At 68.0% G+C, this 21598-nt stretch carries 17 protein-coding genes; 9 read left to right on the top strand and 8 right to left on the bottom strand.

Annotation, left to right across the window (positions count from 1 at the left end):
- Nucleotides 1–47 precede the first annotated feature (47 nt).
- The 6 genes from FIV34_RS18455 to rph form a co-directional block, all read right to left on the bottom strand.
- A complete protein-coding gene (locus FIV34_RS18455) occupies nt 48–395 on the bottom strand; it encodes a PilZ domain-containing protein (RefSeq protein WP_139984966.1) in 348 nt (115 codons plus the stop codon).
- Nucleotides 392–2644 (bottom strand): DUF1631 family protein, encoded by a 2253-nt coding sequence (locus FIV34_RS18450; protein ID WP_139984965.1) that lies wholly within the window; start codon nt 2642–2644, stop codon nt 392–394. Before FIV34_RS18450 ends, FIV34_RS18455 begins: the two co-directional genes overlap by 4 nt.
- Before the next feature lie 101 nt (nt 2645–2745).
- Nucleotides 2746–3903 carry a radical SAM family heme chaperone HemW gene (gene hemW / locus FIV34_RS18445; protein ID WP_139984964.1) on the bottom strand — a complete coding sequence of 386 codons (1158 nt, stop codon included), beginning with the start codon at nt 3901–3903 and terminating at the stop codon, nt 2746–2748.
- Entirely contained in the window at nt 3900–4493 is a 594-nt protein-coding gene (gene rdgB / locus FIV34_RS18440; protein WP_139984963.1) for an RdgB/HAM1 family non-canonical purine NTP pyrophosphatase, read from the bottom strand. Before rdgB ends, hemW begins: the two co-directional genes overlap by 4 nt.
- Nucleotides 4493–5002 (bottom strand): GNAT family N-acetyltransferase, encoded by a 510-nt coding sequence (locus FIV34_RS18435; RefSeq protein WP_139984962.1) that lies wholly within the window; start codon nt 5000–5002, stop codon nt 4493–4495. The genes rdgB and FIV34_RS18435 overlap by 1 nt, the downstream gene beginning before the upstream one ends.
- Nucleotides 4999–5730 (bottom strand): ribonuclease PH, encoded by a 732-nt coding sequence (gene rph, locus FIV34_RS18430; RefSeq protein ID WP_139984961.1) that lies wholly within the window; start codon nt 5728–5730, stop codon nt 4999–5001. The genes FIV34_RS18435 and rph overlap by 4 nt, the downstream gene beginning before the upstream one ends.
- Before the next feature lie 76 nt (nt 5731–5806).
- Here rph and FIV34_RS18425 point away from each other — a divergent pair, with 76 nt between their 5' ends.
- The 5 genes from FIV34_RS18425 to FIV34_RS18405 all read left to right on the top strand — a co-directional run bounded on the left by FIV34_RS18425 (nt 5807) and on the right by FIV34_RS18405 (nt 10727).
- Entirely contained in the window at nt 5807–6670 is an 864-nt protein-coding gene (locus FIV34_RS18425; RefSeq protein ID WP_139984960.1) for a YicC/YloC family endoribonuclease, read from the top strand.
- A gap of 58 nt (nt 6671–6728) precedes the next feature.
- Entirely contained in the window at nt 6729–8057 is a 1329-nt protein-coding gene (locus FIV34_RS18420) for an ABC transporter permease (RefSeq protein ID WP_139984959.1), read from the top strand.
- A 9-nt stretch (nt 8058–8066) separates the two neighbouring features.
- Nucleotides 8067–9314 (top strand): ABC transporter permease, encoded by a 1248-nt coding sequence (locus tag FIV34_RS18415; RefSeq protein WP_139984958.1) that lies wholly within the window; start codon nt 8067–8069, stop codon nt 9312–9314.
- A gap of 119 nt (nt 9315–9433) precedes the next feature.
- Nucleotides 9434–10012: a DUF6932 family protein gene (locus FIV34_RS18410; RefSeq protein ID WP_211352660.1), complete on the top strand. Its 579-nt coding sequence runs from the start codon at nt 9434–9436 to the stop codon at nt 10010–10012.
- A 1-nt stretch (nt 10013) separates the two neighbouring features.
- Nucleotides 10014–10727 carry a hypothetical protein gene (locus tag FIV34_RS18405; RefSeq protein WP_139984956.1) on the top strand — a complete coding sequence of 238 codons (714 nt, stop codon included), beginning with the start codon at nt 10014–10016 and terminating at the stop codon, nt 10725–10727.
- Here FIV34_RS18405 and cysC read toward each other — a convergent pair.
- Together cysC and cysD are read right to left on the bottom strand one after the other, a co-directional pair.
- Nucleotides 10651–12492 carry an adenylyl-sulfate kinase gene (gene cysC / locus FIV34_RS18400; protein ID WP_139984955.1) on the bottom strand — a complete coding sequence of 614 codons (1842 nt, stop codon included), beginning with the start codon at nt 12490–12492 and terminating at the stop codon, nt 10651–10653. The two genes, FIV34_RS18405 and cysC, sit on opposite strands and share 77 nt — an antisense overlap.
- On the bottom strand, nt 12492–13409 hold the full coding sequence (gene cysD, locus FIV34_RS18395; protein WP_139986083.1) for a sulfate adenylyltransferase subunit CysD: 918 nt from the start codon (nt 13407–13409) through the stop codon (nt 12492–12494). The genes cysC and cysD overlap by 1 nt, the downstream gene beginning before the upstream one ends.
- Before the next feature lie 176 nt (nt 13410–13585).
- On the opposite strand from cysD, the gene FIV34_RS18390 reads away from it, so the two are divergent.
- From FIV34_RS18390 to FIV34_RS21380, 4 genes are all read left to right on the top strand, one after another.
- Complete coding sequence (locus tag FIV34_RS18390; protein ID WP_139984954.1) at nt 13586–14866, top strand: MFS transporter; 1281 nt, start codon at nt 13586–13588, stop codon at nt 14864–14866.
- On the top strand, nt 14863–15861 hold the full coding sequence (locus FIV34_RS18385) for a helix-turn-helix domain-containing protein (protein ID WP_170207656.1): 999 nt from the start codon (nt 14863–14865) through the stop codon (nt 15859–15861). Before FIV34_RS18390 ends, FIV34_RS18385 begins: the two co-directional genes overlap by 4 nt.
- 178 nt (nt 15862–16039) lie before the next feature.
- Nucleotides 16040–16855, top strand: coding sequence for a sulfotransferase family protein (locus tag FIV34_RS18380; RefSeq protein ID WP_139984952.1), 816 nt, complete (start codon nt 16040–16042; stop codon nt 16853–16855).
- A 103-nt stretch (nt 16856–16958) separates the two neighbouring features.
- Nucleotides 16959–21593 (top strand): autotransporter outer membrane beta-barrel domain-containing protein, encoded by a 4635-nt coding sequence (locus tag FIV34_RS21380; RefSeq protein ID WP_281286819.1) that lies wholly within the window; start codon nt 16959–16961, stop codon nt 21591–21593.
- The last annotated feature ends 5 nt before the right edge of the window (nt 21594–21598 follow it).

Below are 21598 nucleotides of genomic sequence, written 5' to 3'. Positions count from 1 at the left end.
GTCGCCCTTAGCGACGGGCGGGGTAAAGCACGGCCAATGGCCGCCGTTCAGTCGGCGGGCGGCCCGATCCACTCGTCAATGGCGCGAACGTCATCTTCGCTGCCCGAGATGATCCGGTAGCCCGACCAGAACTGCCCCGGGGAAGCGGCCGGTTCGTGCCACTGTTCCTGGATGCCGATGACCACGGCATGCTCGCGGTGCTGGGCATCGGGCAGCTGGAAGCTCACCTGGTGCACGGCGCCGGTGCGCGGCTCGCGGGTGCCCAGCAACATCATGCCGGTGGCGGAGAGGTTGCCCAGCTGGCCCAGCACATGGTCGGTCATCACGTCGACCACCGGCATGGGTGAGCTGGCGCGCTTGCGCGGGGCGCGGCGCTGTTCGAATTCTTCTTTCATGCGTGGCCTGCCATGCGTTCGCTACCCACCCGCTCCCGACGCAGGGCGCGCGCCACGGCGCGCCACGCGCGGTCGATCAGTGGCACGCGTTCGTCGCGCCACTCGCGCACTTCGCCCGTGGACATCAGGCGGGCGAGGCGGGTGAGGTCCATGTCGTCGCTGCGTGCGCCGCGCTGGTTCACGAACAGGCAGCGGCCGGTGGCGGTGGAGAACCACGCCAGCTTGCGCCGCGAGATCGAGCCATCGGGCAGGGTGAATTCGAACCAGGTGCCAAAGCGCAGGCTGGCGAAGCCTTCGTAGACCGCGCGTGCGGGCGGATCCAGCGGCGTCGGCTCCACCGGCGCCACGGGGTCGCCATGGGCGGTGCCTTCGCCCAGGCGCGGGCGCTGTTTCAGGCGCATCGCCACGTCGGTGGTGGTCGGCGTGTCGTCGCCCTGGCGTTCCTGTGCCGGCTCGAACAGGCCCGCGGCCACCTGCGCGGCTTCCGCCGAGTGCATGCCCAGGTGTTCGAGGCCGCGCTCCACTTCCTGGCGCAGCTTCAGCTTGTCGGTGACCGGGCGGCTGCCCAGCAACTGGTCGGTCACGCCGAGGCAGTGCAGGTAGGCTTCGCCGGTTTCACCGCCGCGGAGGATGTGCAGGGCCAGCACGTCGGCCCAGGTGCGCTCGAGCAGGATGCGCAGCACGCCACGCGGTGCCTGGCCGGCGCCCATCCGCTCGCTCATCACTTCCGTAGCGCGCTGGCGGGCACGCTCCAGGCGGTCGCGGCCTTCCATCGCCTCGATCTGCCGGCGCTCGGCCACGTGGGCCTTGCGCGCCAGCTGGTTGATCTGGGTTTCGATATCCGCGCGCCACGCCGGGTCGATCACCTGGGCGACGCTGGCGTCGATCACCAGGTGCTCAAGGCGATCGAGCAGGGCCTGGTCGGGCTCGCCCTCGGTCGGGTCGAGCCAGTGGTGGGCCGCTTCGCTGACGGTATTGAGCAGCTGGCGTGCCGGGTGTTCGGGCTGGTCGAAGAAGCCGCGGTCGTTCACCGCCGCGCGCAGCATCGGCCACTGCAGGCCGCCGAGCACCTGGCGCCCGGCGCTGGCCGCGCCCAGCTGCTGGCCGAGGTTCTGGAAGAGCAGGGCGGTGAGTTCCACCGTGTCGCCCTGTTCCTCGGTGAGCTCGGCCTGCGGCGAACCCAGCGGGCGGCCGCGGTTGAGCTGGGTAAGCAGCTCGTCGCGCAGCGCGCTCGCGCTACGGATCTCACGCTGCGCCGCGTCGGTCACGTCGCTGACATGGCCCTGCAAGGCCAGCAGCGCCGTCTGCAACTCATCGTCGGAGGCCAGGCGGCCCGGGGCGAAGCCGGCGCCACGGCCGGTCTGGGCACGCTGGGACAACAGCTGGCGCAGGCTTTCGAGGACACCGATATTGCCTTCTACGCCGCCGCCCATGCCGCCGGTACCCGTACCGGTACCGCCCATGCCACCACCGCCACCACCACCGAGGCCACCGTCGCCCACGCCACCCTCAACCGAGCGGGCGCGGCGGTCAGCCGCCGGGGCCGTCGTGACGCGCACGTTCGGATAGACGCGAAAGCCCGGCAGGATGCCGCGCGTGCGGTAGTGCTCGTTCAGCGCGCCGTAGAACGCTTCGCTGTGGCCCAGCACGCGGGTGTCCACGGCCTGGAACAGCACAAGGCGATGCGCCGGGGTCAGCGGCATGGTTTCCATCGCCGCCTGCAGCGCCGCCGTCAGCGCGCGCGGGCCGGCGGGCAGCGCCTCGCCCTCGAGCGGCGGCGTGCCGGCCAGCACGGCCAGCCGATAGCCAAGTTCGAACAGGCTGCTGGCGCTGCGTGCCTCGGCGCGTGCGGCCATGCTCGACAGGGCGTCGCTCTGTTCCTGCTCCTCGGGATCCACGAGGCTCAGGTTCAGGCCGGCGTAGTCATTAAGGGAAGGGCGGCTGTCGCCGGGGTCACCCAGCCGGCGGAAGCGCTCGGACAGGTGGGTGGCAAAGCGATTGCGGAACGCGGGGCCCTCGCGCTGGACGATGCCACGACTTTCGAAGCAGTCCTGCTGCTCGAGGTGGTTCCGGCTGCTTTCGGCAATGGCGAACATGCGCTGGTCGAAATCGCGCAGGGATTCACGCAATGGCATGTCCAGCCACGTAAGACACAGCGACAGGCCCTGCTGCGCCTCGCGTTCGGCACGCGGCGAAAGGGCGACGGGATGCGGACCCGTCCGACCGAACGACGGCGTACCAGGATTCATGTGATGGGCCCCTCCCCGGCCTTGGCCGCAAGTTTAGACGGCCATTGCACCAGGGCGCCAGCACGGCGTGGGCGACATCCGACCTAGGCTATGCGTCTAGGTCAGGCGAGGAAGGCTTCGATCACGTTATTGAGGAAGCGCTGGCCCAGGGCGGTGGTCCGCAGGGTGGTCGCATCCTCGTCGATCCAGCCACGCCGGCGGCAGTCCGCCAGGGCGGCCGCGATCGCCTCGGGCGCCAGGCCGGTCCGTTCGCTGAAGTCGGCCATGGGCACGCCGTCGATCAGGCGCAGCGCATTGAGCATGTATTCGAAGGGCAGGTCGCCGGCCGCGACGATGCTGTCGCCGCCAATCCGCTTCGGGCCACCGGCAGCGGCAAGGTAGGCCGCGGGCAGGCGGCTCTTCCACCGGCGCTGGACACCCAGCGGGCCGCTGACCTTGCCATGCGCGCCGGCGCCGATCCCCAGGTAGTCGCCGAAGCGCCAGTAATTCAGGTTATGCGCGCAGCGCCGGCCGGGCTGGGCATAGGCCGACACCTCGTACTGGCCGTACCCGCCCGCGGCGAGCCGGTCCTGGCAGGCTTCCTGGATGGCCCAGGCGGCATCGTCGTCCGGCAAGGGCGGCGGGTTGGCCGCGAACGCCGTGTTCGGCTCCAGCGTGAGCTGGTAGTGCGAGATGTGCGTCGGCCTCAGGGCCATGGCCTTCTCGACATCGTCCAGCGCGCCGGCCAGGTCCTGTTCGGGCAGGGCGTACATCAGGTCGACATTGATGTTGTCGATGCCGGCGTCCTGCGCCTGGCGCACGGCGTCCGCCGCTTCGTGTGCGGAATGGATCCGGCCCAGGCGGTGCAGCTTGTCGTTGTCGAAGCTCTGTACGCCGAACGAGATGCGGTTCACGCCGGCGGCGAGATAGCCGTCGAAGCGGCCGTGTTCCACCGTGCCGGGGTTGGTTTCCAGGGTGACCTCGGCGTGCGGCGCAAACGGCAGGCGCTCGCGCGCGCCGTCGAGGAAACGCCCGATCAGCTCCGGGGTAAACAGGCTGGGCGTGCCACCGCCGAAGAACACGCTGTGTACCGGGCGTCCGGCGATCGCCTCGGCGAAGTCGTGCAGGTCCGCGTCCATGTCGGCCAGCAGCGTTTCCACGTACGTGGCGTACTCAGGCGTGCCGCGCACCCCGTGCGAATTGAAGTCGCAGTACGGGCATTTGCGCACGCACCACGGCATGTGGACGTACAGGGACAGCGGCGGCGACAGCGTGGTCATGCGAGTTCGGCGAAGCGCGCCTTCAGCACGTCCAGGGCCTGGCCGCGGTGGCTCAGGCGGTTCTTGAGGGCCGGCTCGATCTCGGCGGCGCCAAGGTCCGAACCATCGGGCAGGAACAGCGGGTCGTAGCCGAAGCCACCGGCGCCGCGCGGTGCCTCGAGGATCCGGCCATGCCAGCGCCCTTCGGCGATGAGCGGCGCGGGATCCTCCGCGTGGCGCAGCAGCACCAGCACGGCGATGAAGTAGGCGGTGCGCTTTTCCGTCGGTACGCCGTCCAGCTCACGCAGCAGCTTGGCGTTGTTCGCCGCGCTGTCGCCGTGGGTGCCGGCGTAGCGGGCGGCGTAGAGGCCGGGCGCGCCGTCGAGCGCGTCCACGCAGATGCCCGAATCATCGGCCAGCGCCGGCAGGCCGGTGGCGCGCGCGGCATGGCGTGCCTTGATCAGCGCGTTCTCGACGAAGGTCAGCCCGGTTTCATCCGCGTCGGAGACGCCCAGCGTGGTCTGCGGCACCAGCTGCACGCCGCTACCGGCCAGCAGCTGTTCCAGTTCCACCACCTTGCCGGCGTTGCCCGAGGCCAGGACGATGCGCATCAGAGCCCCTCCGAGAAGGCGGGCACGTAGTTCACCCGGCCGGCGTAGCCCGCCAGGCCGTCGATCGTCAGGGGCAGCACCTGGAAGGCGTTGCCGCCTTCGAAGGCGTCGTGCAGGCCGTGCGCGGAGGCCTTGGTGAAGCCAAACGTGGCGTAGTAGGCGGGCGAGCCCAGCACGAAGACGGCGCGCGCATCGGCGACGAAGCAGGCGCCGATGCCTTCCTCGATCAGGGCATGGCCCACGCCCTGCCGCTGGTAATCCGGATGCACGGCCACGGGGGCCAGGCCAAGGGCCCGGCCGTCGTCGCCGTTTTCGATGGTCAGCGGCGAGAACAGGACGTGGCCGATCACGGCGTCGTCCTCATCCACGGCCACCAGCGAGATCGTCGCGTGGCCGCCTTCCACCAGGCGCCGCACCAGGCCGCCCTCGTTGGTGCGGCCGAAGGCGGCATCGTGCACGCCGACGATGGCGTCGAGGTCGGCGGCCGTGGCAGCGCGCACGTCGGTCATGCGCCTTGCTCCAGCGCGGCGCGCTGCGCCTGCACCAGCTCATCGATGCCCTTGCTGGCCAGCTCGAGCATGGCGTTCATCTCCTCGCGGCGGAACGCATGGCCTTCGGCCGTGCCCTGCACCTCGATGAAACCGCCGCCGTCGTTCATCACCACGTTCATGTCGGTGTCGCAGTTGGAATCTTCGGCGTAGTCCAGGTCGAGCACCGGCACGCCCTGGTACACGCCCACCGACACCGCCGCGATGGCGCCGAGGATCGGGTTGCGCTTGATCGCATTGCGCTTGAGCAGGGTGCCCACGGCATCGACCAGGGCCACGTAGGCGCCGGTGATCGCGGCCGTGCGGGTGCCGCCATCGGCCTGGATCACGTCGCAGTCCAGGGTGATGACGCGCTCGCCCAGGGCGGCGCGGTCCACGCAGGCGCGCAGGGAGCGGCCGATCAGGCGCTGGATCTCCATGGTGCGGCCGCCCTGGCCGCCGCGCGCGGCTTCGCGCTGGTTACGGTCGGTGGTGGCGCGGGGCAGCATGCCGTACTCGGCCGTGACCCAGCCCTCGCCCTTGCCGCGCAGCCACGGCGGCACGCGCTCCTCGATGGAGGCGGTGCACAGCACCTTGGTATCGCCAAAGCTCACCAGGACGGAGCCCTCGGCGTGGCGGGTGTAATGGCGTTCGATGGTAACGGTGCGCAGCTGGTCAGCAGCGCGGCCGCTCGGTCGGGAAAAGGTCATGGGGGGCCTGGGTTGGGCGCGGGCGGTGGGTCAGTTTACCATTGCCGCCTTTCCTTCATGCGCGAGCGATGCCCCCATGATCCGTAGCATGACCGCCTACGCCTCCGCCGAGAGCACGGGCCCGGCCGGCTCGCTCACCTGCGAACTGCGCACCGTGAACCACCGTTACCTCGAAATCAGCCCCCGGCTGCCCGAGGACCTGCGCAGCTTCGAGAGCGCCCTGCGCGAGCGCATCGCCGGCCGGCTGTCCCGCGGCAAGGTGGATGTGACGGTGCGCCTGCGCACCGAGCAGGGCAGCGCCGAGGGCCTGCGGGTCAACGGGCAGGTGCTCACCCATCTCTCCGAACTGGCGCTGGACCTGCGCAACCGCTTCCCCGGCATGAATATCGAGTTCACCGAGCTGCTCCGCTTCCCCGGCGTGCTCCAGCAGCCCGAAGCCGACGCGGACGCCCTCCAGGCCGCCCTGCTCGACGTGGTCGACCGGGCCCTGGATGCCCTCTCCGACACCCGTGGCCGTGAAGGCAGCAAGCTCGGCGAGATCCTGGTCGAGCGCCTGGACGCCATCGAGAAGATCGTCGGCGACGTCCGCGGCTGGCTGCCCGAGATCCGCACCGCCCTGCGCGCCCGCCTGGAAACCCGCCTGGCTGATGTCCGCCAGCCGACCGAGCCGGGCCGCCTGGAGCAGGAGCTGGTGCTGCAGATCACCCGCATCGACGTGGACGAGGAGCTCGACCGCCTCGCCACCCACATCAGCGAAGCCCGTCGCGTGCTGGCGCTGAAGGAGCCGGTGGGCCGCCGCCTCGATTTCCTCATGCAGGAATTCAACCGCGAGGCGAACACGCTGGGTTCCAAGTCCGTGGACTCGCGTACGACCAATGCGGCCGTGGAGCTGAAGGTGCTCATCGAGCAGATGCGCGAGCAGGTGCAGAATATCGAGTAACGTAGTGACACCCATGTGGATTCATGTGCCATAGGGACGACCTCGGGGGGAGGGGCTTATGTGGGGTTACTACGTCGCGCTGGCGCTGCGCAGCAGTGGGCGCAGCAAGGCGCTGACTGCGCTCGTCATCACGCTGCTTGCCTTTGGCGTCGCCGCCTGCATGGTGTCGTACGCGGTGTTCCGCGCCACCACGAGCGATCCGATTCCTTCGCGTTCGTCCCGCCTGTACGTGCCCTTCGTCGATAACTTCGGCCCTGACTTCACCTACCAGGGCGAACCGGGGGACATGCTGAGCTGCGCCGATGCGATGGCTTTGCTCCACGCGAAGAAGGCCGCGCGGCAGACGGTGCTGTACCCGACGACGTGGTGGATGGCCTCGGACAACGGCGACGTGCCGCCGCGCAAGGTCACCGGTGACGCGGTTACCGCGGACTTCTTCCCGATGTTCGACGTGCCCTTCCTTTATGGGAGCGCCTGGACGCAGGACGACGACGGGCAGCACGGCACGGTCGTGGTCATCAGTCGGGCCCTGAACGAGCGGCTGTTCGGCGGCCGCAACAGCGTGGGTAAGGAACTGCGGCTTGATGGAAAGCTTTTCCGTGTCGCCGGCGTGCTGGACCACTGGAACCCCAAGCCGCGTTTCTACGATGCCATCCTGATCGGGCTGCCCGACGCCTACGCCGACGCGGGGGATGTCTATATGCCGTTCGCCCGCGCGGTCGACATGAAGAAGGACAGCAAGTACACCAATTGCCCGACCGCGTCGGGTTGGGAAGACACCACGGCATCCACATCCAGCCCCCACGGCGAGTGCACGTGGCTCGGCATGTGGGTGGAACTGCCGACGGCGGCCGACGCGGCGCGCTACAGCGCCTTCCTGACCCAGTACGCAGCCGAGCAGCAGCGCCTGGGACGTTTCGCCTGGGCTCCCAACGTCCGCCTGCGCAACCTTGCGGACTTCCTTGTCTACGAGCACATCGCGCCAAAAGTCTCCGGTCTGTCGATGCTCGTGTCGGCCAGCTTCCTGATGATCGTGCTGGTCAATGTCGTGGGGCTGATGCTTGCCCGCTTCATGCGCCGTGCACCGGAAATTGGTGTGCGTCGCGCGCTGGGCGCGTCGCGCGCGGCGATCTACCGGCAGTTTCTTATCGAGGGCGCCACCATGGGTTTTGTCGGCGGCGTGCTCGGCGTGATGCTCACCGGCCTCGGCGTCTGGGGCATTGGCGGCCTCTTCGAACCGAAGATCGCGCGGCTCGTCCATGCGGATGCGTCACTGATGGCCCTTACCGTCGTGCTGGCGGTGGTCGCCACGGTGGTCTCGGCGTTGTATCCCACGTGGCGGGCCGCACAGACCCAGCCCGCGTGGCAAATCAAGATCAACGGCTGAGGCGCGCTCATGGCACTGACCAGGGTACTCATGCAGCTACGCCCGATTGCCGCCTCGCTGCGCCGGCACAAGGTGGCGACGCTGCTTATCGTGCTGCAGGTGGCGCTCACGCTGGCCGTGGCGTCCAATGCGCTGTTCATCGTCGTCACCCGGGTGGTGCACGTGTCGAGAGCGACCGGTACGGACGAGGCGCATCTTTTCGCGATCCGCAATGCGTGGACGGAAGGCCAGAACGCGGCGCAGATCGATGCGAACATCCGCGCCGACCTCGCGTCGTTGCGCCAGGTGCCGGGCGTTCGCGATGCGTTCTCCAGCCATGCGTATCCGCTGGAAGGCGAGGGCGCGCTGGCCGCCGGCGTGAAGCTCACGCCGGAACAGACGACGCGACCGACGCTGGCATCCATCTACCATGCTGACGAGCATGCGATCGGCACGTTCGGTACCTCCCTTATCGCCGGGCGCAACTTCAGCGCCGACGAGATCGGCACCATCGGCCCGAACGATACGGCTCGGCCCGCCACCGTCATCATCACCCGTAGCCTGGCCGACCGGCTTTTCCCCGAAGGTGCGGCGCTGGGCAAGACGGTGTATCCGTCGGACAAGCCGGCAACCATCATCGGCATCCTTGATAACCTGCAGTCCACGTACAGCTTCACCAGGACGCTGGACAACGACACCGTGTTGTTTCCCGCGCGCTGGGTGGATCCAGACGGCGTGGTCTACCTCGTGCGCACCCAGGGCACCGACCTGAAGCCCGTCATCGCGGCCAGCCTGAAAGCCCTGCAGGAGCGCGGCGGCATTCGCCTGATCGACCCGGACACCGGCGTGGAGACCATCGCGCAGGCACGCGAACGTGCCTACGCCACCGATCGCAGTGTCGCCACGCTGCTTGCCATCGTCTGCAGCCTGCTGCTGCTCGCTACCGCCGGTGGCATCGTCGGGCTCAGCAGCTTCTGGGTCAGCCAGCGCCGCAAGCAGATCGGCATCCGACGTTCACTCGGCGCCACCAGCGGCGACATCCTCCGCTACTTCCACGCCGAAAACTTCCTGATCGTCACCGCCGGCGTGGTGCTCGGCATCGGCCTGGCCTTCCTCGCCAACATTGGCCTGATGAGCGTCTTTCCGTTGCCCGCCATGCCGCTGTTCGTCCCTGTGCTGGGCGCGCTGCTGCTGTGGTTGCTAGGCCAGCTGGCGGTATGGGGCCCCGCGCGTTACGCCGCGAAGGTGTCGCCGGTGGTGGCGATTCGTACGGCGTGACGTAGGGGATGATGGGCGACGACGACTGGCGATCGCCGACGCGCGGTCGCGGTCGTGCCCCACTGCGCAATGACGTTGGTGACATTCAGACTTCACGAATCAACCAGGAAGGATGATTCGTGATTCCCGCATCAACGCATGATGGCTTGCTCCCACCCTTTGTCGGACTAGCCACCGCAACGAATAACCGGTCTCCGTACGCCACCAGCGTTCCCGAACTCATCACTCGATTCGGGACAACTCACCGACGGCGTGAACTTCTTGCGGGCTTTCTCGCGTACCGAAAGCGCCTTCGGGCGTTCGGATTGGCCGACGGAATCCAGTGGATAAACGGTAGCTTTGTGGAAGATTCTGAATCCTCCCGGGGGCGGCCTCCGTCTGACATCGACGTCGTGACCTTCGCATCACTGGGGAAAGCGCGAAGTACTCACGAGCAAGTCGTCCAGGCGTTCCGGGCTAACGCTGATCTTTTCAATAACCTATCGGTCAAGGCGGCCCATGGCTGTGACGCCTATGTCGTCGACACCGCTCTATCTACGGAAAGGCTCATTGCCTCGACTGGTTATTGGGCTAACCTTTTTGGTCACCAGCGCGACACGTGCCGCTGGAAGGGAATCGTCATGGTCAAGCTCGTCGATGACCATGGCGCCATGGATATGCTGGAGGTTCGGGATGATTCGTTGCTTGGTTCTTCGTGATATGCGTTCGCAGCTGTCGGCAGCCAGGGTGATGCTGGGGGACGCCATCGTCGATGAGGACGATTTGATTGGCCACCTTCAGTACCCGGGCTTGGTTCGCAGGCTGGAAGATGAGGTGAGGGCTGTCGAGGCATCCTCGAACGGTCGTGGCGAGCTCATCCTGGACTTCGCGGCTGGCGCTCTCCATGGCACCTTTGGGGTCGATCTGTCGATGGCAAATCGCGCCCTTGATTCGTTCAAACGACTCATCGCGAAGCAGGTTTCGGCCTTGGCTCAGGATCGCGCAAGCCGCCGTACGAAGACATACTTCAATGCGCCGGCATCCCTCGTCGTCACCTCGTCACCCCGGGGCTTTATCTTGCGCGAGGCTCCTCTTAATGAGGCACATCCGCCGTCGGGCGTGCCAACGGCCATCCGCCGTTTGATTGAAATCATCGGCACGCTCGTCGACAGCTCGATGGTCGGGCCGGACCTCGCACGGACGGTGGACAAACGGGTGCTGAAGGAATTGACGGTCTTCTTCGGCATCCTTGACGACGCGAAGGCGAGCTTTTGGTTAATGGACGACGGCGGGGAGGTTTCGGCGCATGCCGAGGCCGTTCGCCAAGGGCGGAATCGACTGGTCGAGTACGGCGAATTCAGTCTGGGTGGATCCGCGTCACAACAACATCATAGAGTGCATCGGCAAGGGCAGCGGGCCCAACATCATCCGTGACGAGGCGCACTTCAGCGTGCTCGGGCCGCTCATAAGGCGAATCGATGCCCGTGAAGTTGGCGATGTCACCCGCGCGGGCCTTCTTGTAGAGACCCTTCGGGTCGCGGGCTTCGCACGCGGCGAGCGAGGCATCGACGAAGACTTCGAGAAATTCGCCGTCGGCGAAGCGTTCGCGGGCGAAACGGCGTTCGTTGCTGAAGGGTGAGATGGCGCAGACGAGCACGATGAGGCCGGCGTCGGTCATGAGGTGGGAAACTTCGGCGAGGCGGCGGATATTTTCGACGCGCGCTTCCGACGTGAAGCCCAGGTCGCTGTTGAGGCCATGGCGGACGTTGTCGCCGTCGAGCAAATAGGTGTGGAAGCCTGCGTTCGCCAGGCGGCGCTCCACGAGGTTCGCGATGGTGGACTTGCCTGAGCCGGAGAGGCCGGTGAGCCAGATGCACAGGGGGCGCTGGCCCTTGGCGGTCGATCGCAGCTGCTTGTCGACGTCGACCTGCTGCCAGTGCACGTTGTCCGAGCGGCGCAGGCCGAACTGGATCATGCCGCAGCCGACGGTCGCGTAGGTGGCACGGTCGATCAGGATGAAGCCGCCCAGCGCGCGGTTCGTCTCGAACGGCTCGAACGCGAGTGGCTCATCGGCTTCCACATTGCAGTAGGCCACTTCGTTGAGCTCAAGCCGCGTCGCGGCCAGCGGCGCCTGCGAGTTCACGTCGACCTTGTGCTTGATCGTGGAGACGCGCGCGTTCACGGTCTTCGTGCCGAGCTTGAGCAGGTACGTGCGGTGCGGCAGCAGGGGCTCGTCGCCCATCCAGACGATATGGCAGGCGAAGTGCGATGACACCTCGCAAGGCGTTGCCGCCGCCGTGAGTACATCACCGCGGGTGATGTCGACGTCCTGGTCGATCGTCAGTGCGACGGCCTCGCCCGCCTGTGCGATTGCCGCGGCCTTACCCGCCACCAGGATGCTCGTGACCCGGGCCGTGGTGGCCCCGGGTTGCACGGCCACGGTATCGCCCACGGACAGCGCGCCGCTGGCCACGGTGCCGGCATACCCACGCACGTGGCCATGGGAACGGTTCACCCATTGCACGGGCATGCGGAAGGCATCCCCGGCGGGCGTCGAAACCTGTGCCGTCTCCAGGTGCTGGAGCAGGGTGGGGCCCGGGTACCAGGGCATCCGAGATGAGGGCGAGCCGACGTTGTCACCGTCGGTGGCCACCACGGGCAGGCAATGCACCGACGTGATGCCGAGCGTTGCCGCCAGCGCGCGGTACTCGTCGACGATGGCGTCGTAGCGCTCCGCCGAGAAGGCCACGAGATCCATCTTGTTCACCGCCAGGATCACCTGGCGGACACCAAGCAGTGCACAGATATAGGAGTGCCGCCGCGTCTGCGGCAGGATGCCCTTGCGCGCGTCGACCAGGACCACGGCGAGGTCCGCCGTCGAGGCGCCGGTGGCCATGTTGCGCGTGTACTGCTCGTGCCCGGGGCAATCGGCCACCATGAAGTGGCGCGCCGCCGTGTGGAAGTAACGGTAGGCGACATCGATGGTGATGCCCTGCTGGCGCTCGGCGTCCAGGCCATCGGTGAGCAGGGAGAAATCGAGCTTGCCGTGCCCGACGGCGCTGCTCGCTTCGCTGTCGCGCGAGAGTGCCGCCATCTGGTCGTCGGGGATCATGCCCGCGTCGTGCAGCATGCGCCCGAGGAGCGAACTCTTGCCGTCGTCCACGCTGCCGCAGGTGATGAAGCGCAGGAGGCCCGTCATCAGAAATAGCCCTCCTGCTTCTTGCGCTCCATCGACGCGGCGGGATCGTGGTCGATCACGCGCCCTTGCCGTTCCGAACGGCGCGAGGCTTCCATCTCCGCGATGATGGCGTCCAGTGTCGAGGCCGTCGATTCCATGGCGCCCGTCAAGGGATAGTCGCCCAGCGTGCGAAAGCGCACCATGCGCTCGACCACCACTTCGCCGTCGCGGAGCGCGAGGCGCTCGTCGTCGACCATGATCAAGGCGCCGTCGCGCTCGACGACGGGCCGCTTCTTCGCAAAATACAGGGGCACCACCTCAATGGATTCGCGGCGGATGTAGCGCCACACGTCCAGCTCCGTCCAGTTGGAGAGGGGAAAGACGCGCACGCTTTCACCTTTGTGAATATGCGTGTTGTAGAGGTTCCACAGCTCGGGGCGCTGCTGGCGTGGATCCCAGCGATGGCGCGCGGTCCGGAATGAGAACACGCGTTCCTTGGCTCGAGACTTTTCCTCGTCACGCCGCGCGCCGCCCAATGCCGCGTCAAAGCCGAAATGATCCAGCGCCTGCTTCAGCGCCTCGGTCTTCATGACGTGGGTGTGCACCGTGGCGCCGTGGGTGAGTGGCGAGACGCCCTGGCGCATCCCTTCTTCATTGATATGAACGTGCAGGCGGATGTCGGCCTGCGCCGCCACGCGATCGCGGAAGGCGATCATCTCGGCGAACTTCCAGGTGGTGTCGACATGCAAAAGGGGAATCGTCGGTGCCGCCGGCGCGAAGGCCTTTCGCATCAGGTGCAGCAGCACGGTCGAATCCTTGCCGATCGAATACAGCATCACCGGGCGACGGAATGAGGCCGCCACTTCCCTGATGATGTGGATGCTTTCGGCCTCGAGCGCGTCGAGTCGAGCGGATTCGGCAGAAAAATGCTGAGCCATGCGAAAAATAGGTCCCCTTTGCATCGATGGTAGCACCGGCTCTTCACGCATCGACATGCCCGTCATGTGGGCGTAGACAATCTCGCTCGCGTGTATTGCTATGATCGAAACGCAGACATAGACAGTGACATCGTCATCGGCGCCCGGGGAGGGCGGGGCGGGTCCAGGGGATCCGTTTGTCCAACACCATTTCGACGCCGGCCCACTTGCCGGGCTCGCTGCTTGCCGTACTCGCACTCGGCCATGGCATGGCCTTCGCCGATCGCAGCCTTCCGGCCGTGGTCGCAGCCCTGCTCAAAACCAGCATGGGATTTTCGGATACCCAGCTTGGCCTGCTCGACGGCCCCGCATTCGTTGCTCTTTATGTCGTGGGCTTGCTCGTGAGCTGGCGCCTGGCCCACTCCCGTCATCGCCTGCGCCTCGCCGCCGGCTGCATTGCGCTGTGGGTGGTCGGGATGCTCGTCTTTGCCGTTGGCACGCACATCGGTGCGCTCCTGGCAGGTCGGGCGTTGATGGGGCTGGGGCAAGCGGCGTACGTGCCGCTGGCACTCGGCCTGGTCGTGGAGTGCGCGGTGCCGGCGCAGCGTGGCCGGGCCATCGCGGTGTTCACGGCCGCCGCGGTGATCGGGCGTGGCCTGGCGCTCCTGGCCGGTGGTGCGTTCCTCGCGCTGCTGGAGCGGTGGTCGCCGTCGACGACGCCCACGCACTGGCGACTCCTCTTCCTGGTCATGGCCGGCCCGAACCTCGCGCTGATGCTCCTGCTGCTCCTGACCCGGACGGCCGTACCCGTCGTGCCGGCATTGCCCGCGCAGGGGCCGGGTCGCCTCGCCGGGGCGTTTCGCCAGCAGCCCACGTTGATGGCCGCCTATCTGTGTGCTGCCGCCGCCAGTGTGCTGATCGTGCAGGGCCTTGGCGCATGGGCGCCCTCCGTGTTGCACCGGGAGCAGGGACTCTCGCCGGGCGCGGCGGCGCTGACGTTCGGCCTGGCGTTGCTGGTGGCGTCGCCTCTGGGTCACCTGCTTGCCGGCGCGCTGGTGGACCGGCGCGGCCATCGCCTCACGCCGATGGCCATCACCGCGAGCGCGCTGCTGCTCATCCTTCCCGTACTGTGGATGCTGCCGCGTGCGCCGTCGGCGGCCACGGCCTGTGCGCTGCTGGCGCTCGCCTCGCTGGCTGGCGGTACCGGGGCGGTCGCCGCGCTGGCCGGCTTCCCGCTGATGCTGGCGAAGCCCGCCCGCGACGTGGGGCTGCGCGTCTTCCTTGCGTTCGTCACCGTCGCCGGCGCGGGCCTGGGTCCCCTGATGGGCGGCATCGTGAGCGACGGCCTTGGCATGGGCGGCAACGGGCTGTCACTGGCGCTCTTTAAGGTATGTGCTACCGCGGCGCTGGTAGGCATGCTGACCGCCATGGTGGCGTCGCGGGGATGGCGTCGCGCCGCCACCGGGGTGGCCGCATGAGCGAGCTCTTCGCCTTCGATAGCAGCGCGCTGGTGCCGGGCGACGCGTTCGAGCAGTACCGCCAGTTGTATGCGCAGGGTGCCGACGTGGAACCGTTGGCCTCGCCGTTCTTCGCCCGCGTGCGTAGCTGGCGTCTTGATCGCTACCTGCTGTTCGCCCGGGAGTTCGGCGGCGTGCGGCATTACCGCAGCGAGCGCATCGCCCGCGACGGCTTCGACCATTTCGTGCTCCACCACGTGGTGAGCGGTGAGCTTCACGGTGGCCGCTTTGGCGCGCCGAAGACCATCAAGGCGGGCCAGACGCTCGTGCTCGACACGCGTGAGCCGATGGAAAGCGGCGCCGACGCGGTGCAGCTGATTACCGTCAGCCTGGCGCGCGAGGCCATGCGCGCGGCGGTGGGCGACGTGGATGGGCTGCACGGGCACTGCATCAGCGCACGCCACGGCGCGCTGCTCACCTCGGTCCTTCGCGCGCTGGTGCAGCAGGTGGCCGACCTGGCGCCGGCCGCGCATGCCGCCATCACGCGCACCCTGGTCGACCTGCTTTCCGTCGCCATCAACCCCGTGGGCTCCACGGCGCGGTCGGACTTCTACCGGCAGGAACACGTGCGCCGGCACACCGTGCGACGCCTGGTGGATGCCCACATCGCCGACGCCAGCTTCTCGGTGCAGCACATCCTCGCCGCCACGGGCATGTCGCGAGCGGCGCTGTACCGCCTGTTCGAGCCCCAGGGAGGTGTCGCCCGCTTTATCCAGATGTGCCGTCTGGATCAGCTGCGCAAACGCCTGGATGACCGCGGCTGCGACCGGCAATCGCTGGCCGAACTGGCGCCCACGCTGGGCTTCTCCAGCGAAAGCCACGCAGGCCGGCTGTTCAAGCAGGCCTTCGGCATTTCGCCCGGCGCATACCGCACGGCCAGCGGCCGCGGCACGCAGGTGTCATCGGTGGCGATGATGGTGCGGCTGTGGGACAGCGCCCTTGCCGAAATCATGTGACGGTAAATCGCGTTCTGGCACGTGCGTCGCGCAAATGGGACGCCCAGACATGTCCCCGGATGCCTGCCACCCCTAGCATTCCTTAGCCCAATAAAAATGCTAACTGCATCACAAAAACGGGCACTCAGTCTCATTCGGGTCTGAGCCAAGGGGGTCCAAGCCCCCGTCAGGGGGAACGATGACGCGCCGGTTTCACTTTATCTCGGGCCTGCCAAGGTCCGGGTCCACGTTGCTCTCGGCCATTTTGCGGCAGAACCCGCGGTTCCATGCGGATATGAGCGGGCCACTATGCGGTGCCTTCAACACCTTGCAGGGTGAGCTGAGTGGAAGCAACGAGTACGCGGTGTTCGTCAGCGACGCACAGCGCCAGCGCATGCTGGCGAGCCTGTTCGAATCCTATTACGGTCCCGAATACGAGGCCGACGTCGTCTTTGATACGAACCGCGGCTGGTGCGCCAAGATGCGCCACCTGCGCCTGCTGTTCCCGCACGGGAAGGTCATCGCATGCGTGCGCCACATGTCGTGGATCATCGACAGCGTGGAGCAGCTCGTGCGCAAGAACACCCTGCTGCCATCCTCGCTGTTCAACTACCAGCCCGGCGGCACGGTGTATTCCCGCGCCGATGCGCTGGCCAACGGCGAAGGCCTGGTCGGTGGCCCGTATAACGCGCTGAAGGAAGCCTTTTACGGCGACGAAGCCGGCAGCCTGATGCTGCTGCAGTACGAAACGCTGGTCAGCGATCCGGCACGTGCCATCGCCGCCGTTTACGACTTCATCGGCGAGACGCCGTACGCGCACGACCTCGACAACATCAGCTACCAGGCCGACGAGTTCGACCAGCGGGTCGGCACGCCGGGCCTGCACGAAGTACGCCGGAAGATCGCCGTGCGCGAGCGCATGAGCGTGCTTCCGCCGGACGTTTTCCGTCGTTTCGAAAACGACGCCTTCTGGCTCGATCCGTCACTGAATCCTCGCGGTGTCCGCGTCGTCTGACGCGCACCGCACCGAAAGCACGTCCATCTCGTTCGACGGGCCACAGGGGGCCCTATCCATGAATCGTATGTATCGTTTGGTATGGAATAAGGCCGTTGGCGTCATGCAGGTGGCGTCTGAGCTGGCAAACAGCGCGCGCGGCGGTGCCGTGGCCCACGCGTCGGATCGCACCCCGCCGCTCGCCATGCGTCCGCTCGCGGGTGCGTTGAGCGTGCTGCTGGCAGGCGTGGCGCTGACGCTGGCGCCGACGACGGCACAGGCCGCCCCGGGTGGTCCCGTCGCCGATGTGTTCGTGGGCACGCCGGGGCAGGACGGCGGCCCCAATGGCGGCAGTGGCGCGGCGGGCGGCAATGCGTTGCCTGGCCCGACGTTCCCGTCGACCACGACCGGGCAGGTGCTCGGCGGCGCGGGCGGCATGGGTGGCAGCGGCACCGTGGGCATCTACACCGGCAACAACTCGCCGGGTGGCAACGGTGGCGCGGCGGGCGCCGGCGGTGCCGGTGGCATGGGCCTGAATGGCGCTGGCTTCTCGCTGGTGAACAGCGGATCGGTCAGCGGTGGCAAGGGTGGCGCGGGTGGCGTGGGTGGCTTGGGTGGCGCTGGCGGCCGGAATGGCTACAAGTACAGCAACGCGGCGAACGGTGGCAAAGCGGGCGCGGGCGGCGCGGGCGGCCAGGGTGCCGTCGCGGTCGGCGGCTCGTCGTTCGCCCTGACCAACACCGGCACGCTGACCGGAGGCAATGGCGGCAACGGTGGCAACGGCGGCAACGGTGGCAGGGGCGGCGATCAAGGGTGGTATGGGATGGGCGCCGCGGGTCGCGGCGGTAGTGGCGGTAGCGGTGGCGCGGGTGGCAACGGTGGTGCCGCTGTCAGCGGCGCAGGCTTCGTCCTGACCAATAGCGGCACGATCACGGGTGGAAACGGTGGCCTTGGTGGCGCAGGTGGCGTGGGTGGCCTGCCGGGCGCGCCGGGTGGCGGCGTCGTCGGCGTGTCCGGCACGGCTGGCGTCGGTGGCGCCGGTGGCGTCGGCGTCATTTCCACCGGCGGTTCGACGATCACCAACAGCGGCCTCATCGGCGGCGGCCTGAATGGCGATGGCACGCAGGCCAATGCCATGGAACTCATCGGCGGCAACAACAACCTCATCCTCGAGGCGGGTTACCAATTCGTCGGTAACGTCGTCAGCGGCGGCGGTGACACCCTGACCCTGGGCGGCAGCGCCAATGCCAGCCTCGACGTCGGCACCGTGAACTACTACGGCAGCGGCGCGACCTTCCAGGGCTTCGAGAGCTTCGTCAAGGCGGGCACGAGTACGTGGACGCTCACGGGTGACAACAACTACCGCGCGAGCAACTGGCTTGTGACGGCTGGCACGCTCGAACTGGCTGGTACGAATAACGAATTCGAGGGCGCCGTGACGATGCAGGCGGGCAGCTCGCTCGTGCTGGATGGCGGCCCGGGCGCGCCGGTGCTCTACGGCATCCAGGGCGACAGCGGGCAACCGCCTGTCGCTACCGTGTCGGGCGACCAGTTCACCCTCGTCAACGGCGGAGTTCTGGTCGGTGGCAACGGCGCTTACGGCCTCAACGGCACGCCAGGCACGGACGGCGCTGACGCGGACGGCGTCGGTAACGGCGGCAATGGCCAGGACGGCGCCATGGGCGGGACCGGTGGCCAGGCTGGCGACGCGGTGACCGGCACGGCGTTCACCGTCACGAATACCGGCGCGATCCAGGGCGGCTCGGGCGGCCAGGGCGGGCAGGGTGGCCAGGGCGGTTTCGGCGGCCAGTCCGGTAACGGCGAGACCGATGTCGGCGGCAACGGCGGCATGGGGGGTGCGGGCGGCACCGGTGGCATGGGCGGCGCGGGCGTGAGCGGCAGCGGCTTCACCGTGGCCAACAGCGGAAACGTCATGGGCGGCGCGGGCGGCACCGGTGATTATCGCGGCAATGGCGGCGGCTACGGTTATGGGTATGCGCAGGATGGCACCGGCGGTACGCGCGGCCTGAGCGGCACCGGTGGCAGCGGCGGCGCGGCCGTCACCGGCACCGGCTTCACCGTCACCAATAGCGGCACGCTGACCGGTGGCATGGGTGGTACCGGTGGCAAGTACCAGAACGGCGCCCCTGTTCTCGCCGTCGTGCGCGTGGCGCCGGTGGTCGCCGGTATCGGCGGCACGGGTGGCGCTGGCGGTGCGGGCATCAGCGGCACCGGCTTCACCCTGCAGAACAGCGGCCAGGTCATCGGCGGCCAGGGTGGCAGCGGCGGCGCCAACGGCTTCTCGAAGTACAGCAGCACGCCCAACGCGACCACGGGCGCCGGCGGCGCGGGTGGCGCGGGCGTGACGGGCTCGGCCTTCATGCTGGTCAACGCGGCCAGCGGCGTCATCACCGGCGGTAACGGCGGTGCCAGCGGTACCGATCTCGGCGCGCAGGCCGTGGGCGGCGTGGGCGTCGTCTCCACCGGCGGGTCCACGGTCGATAACGCTGGCACCATCGCTGGCGGTGTCGCGGCGGATGGCACGCAGGCCGACGCCATCCGTTTCAGTGGCGGTGGCAACACCCTCGTCGTCGAAGGCGGCGCGGTCTTCACCGGCAATGTCGTCAGCACCAGCGGCAGCACCAATGGTGGCGACATGCTCACCCTCGGCGGCAGCACCGACGCGAGCTTCGACCTCGGCACCACGGGCGCCGTGGGCAGCAGTGCGGCCATCCAGGGCTTCAACGTGTTCGGAAAGGCCGGCACCAGCACCTGGACGCTGACGGGCACGGGCAACGCCAGCCAGTCGTGGACGATCAGCGGCGGCTCGCTGGTGGGTAACTCGGACAGCATCGTCGGCAATGTCACCTTTGCCCCGGCGACCGGCGCTACCGCAAACCTCACCTTCAACCAGGCGGCGACCGGCACGTACAACGGCGTGCTCAGCGGCAATGGTTCGCTGACCAAGGACGGTGCGGGCACCCTGGTGCTCACAGGCAACAACACTTACACCGGCACCACCACGATCAACGGCGGCTCGCTGCAGGTCAGCAGCAACGGTGTCACCGGCATGGTGGCGGGCGACGTGGTGAACAACGGTGCGCTGTCGTTCAACCGCGCCGACACGGTGACCTACGGCGCGGTCATCAGCGGCACGGGTACGCTCGCGCAGACGGGCGCCGGCACGCTGCTGCTCAATGGCGTGAACACGTACAGCGGCGCGACCACGGTGCAGGCCGGTACGCTCGCTGTCGGTGATGACACCCATGCCACGGCGTCGATCAGCAGCAACGTCACCGTTGACAGCGGCGCCACCCTGCGCGGCCATGGCACCATCAACGGTGATGTCACCAGCGATGGCATGGTCTGGCCGGGCGGCTCGGTCGGCGTGCTGACCATCAACGGCAACTACACGCAAAACGCGGATGCCACGCTGCAGATCGACGTGACCCCGACCGAGGCCTCGCAGCTACTCGTGAACGGTTCGGCCACCCTTGGCGGTACGCTGAGCCTCGTCTACGCGCCCGGCACCTACGCAAGCAGCACCTACACGCTGGTCCAGGCCAATGCGCTGACCGGCACGTTTGCGAACACCACGTCCAGCGGTTCGGTGCCGACGGCCTTGTCGCCGACGGTGAGCTACACGGGCACGCAGGCCAACCTGACGCTGACGACGCCGGCTACGCCGACGGATCCGACGACGCCGGTAACGCCTGTGACGCCCGTGACGCCCGTGACGCCTGTGACTCCGGTGACCCCGGCGGCCCCGGTCGTCGTGGCACCGCATGACGGTGCGCTCTATGCGAACTTCATGCGTGCGGCGAGCCTGGCCGGCCAGCAGTCAATGACCACCGTGCTCAATGCCACGCTGCGTCCGGACGACGCCTCGTGCGGCCATGGCGGGGCGACCCGCTCCAACACCGTGGCGACGTCGTGCGGCACCGGCGTCTGGGCGCAGTACAGCGGCAGCAGCAACGAGATCACCGGCAGCAACGGCCTCAACAGCACGGCCTTTGGCCTGCAGGCGGGCAGTGACTTCGCCGCCGGTGACATCGTGCACGTGGGCCTCGAGGCCGGCGTCGATCGCATCAACGGCAACGACCGCAACGGCGGCTTCGGCCATGCGGACAACGTCCATGGCGGCGTCTACGCCTTCGTCAACGCCGGTTCGCTGGTGGTCTCGGCGCTGGTCGACCAGGCCCAGGCCACCTATCGCCTCTCCCGCCAGACCGGTATCGGCCAGGCGACGAGCAGCCCCGATGGCAGCATCACCTCGGCGGCGTTGCAGGCGGCCTGGCCGATCTCGGCGGCGCAGTGGCAGGTGACGCCGGCGGTGGGTGCGCTGTACCAGCACCAGCGCCTGGACGGCTTCCGCGAAACCGTGGGCAGCACCAGCCCGCTCGCATCGTCGTTTGGCGTAGATGGCTCGCGCAGCACGTACAACACGCTGCAGCCGTATGCCGTCGTATCGTTCACGCGTCCGTTCGAGGCCGGTGGCATCAGCTACGTCCCACAGTTCAACGTGGGCTATCGCTACGACACCCGCAACGGCAACAGCCCGGTGGTGAACACCACCAGCCAGGACGGCACGTTGTTCGCACTGGGTGGTGAACCGACCGGCCGCGGCATGGCGACCGTCGGCGCACGCATCACGGCGCAGGCCGGCCCGTCGTGGAACCTGTACCTGGATTACCAGGGCCAGTTCGCCAGCCACGTGCAGGCCAGCGCCCTGAGCGTTGGCTTCACCAAGCACTTCTAAGCCCG

This window comes from Luteibacter pinisoli (assembly GCF_006385595.1).
Lineage (GTDB): Bacteria > Pseudomonadota > Gammaproteobacteria > Xanthomonadales > Rhodanobacteraceae > Luteibacter > Luteibacter pinisoli.
This window is presented reverse-complemented; position numbering and strand designations above follow the sequence as displayed.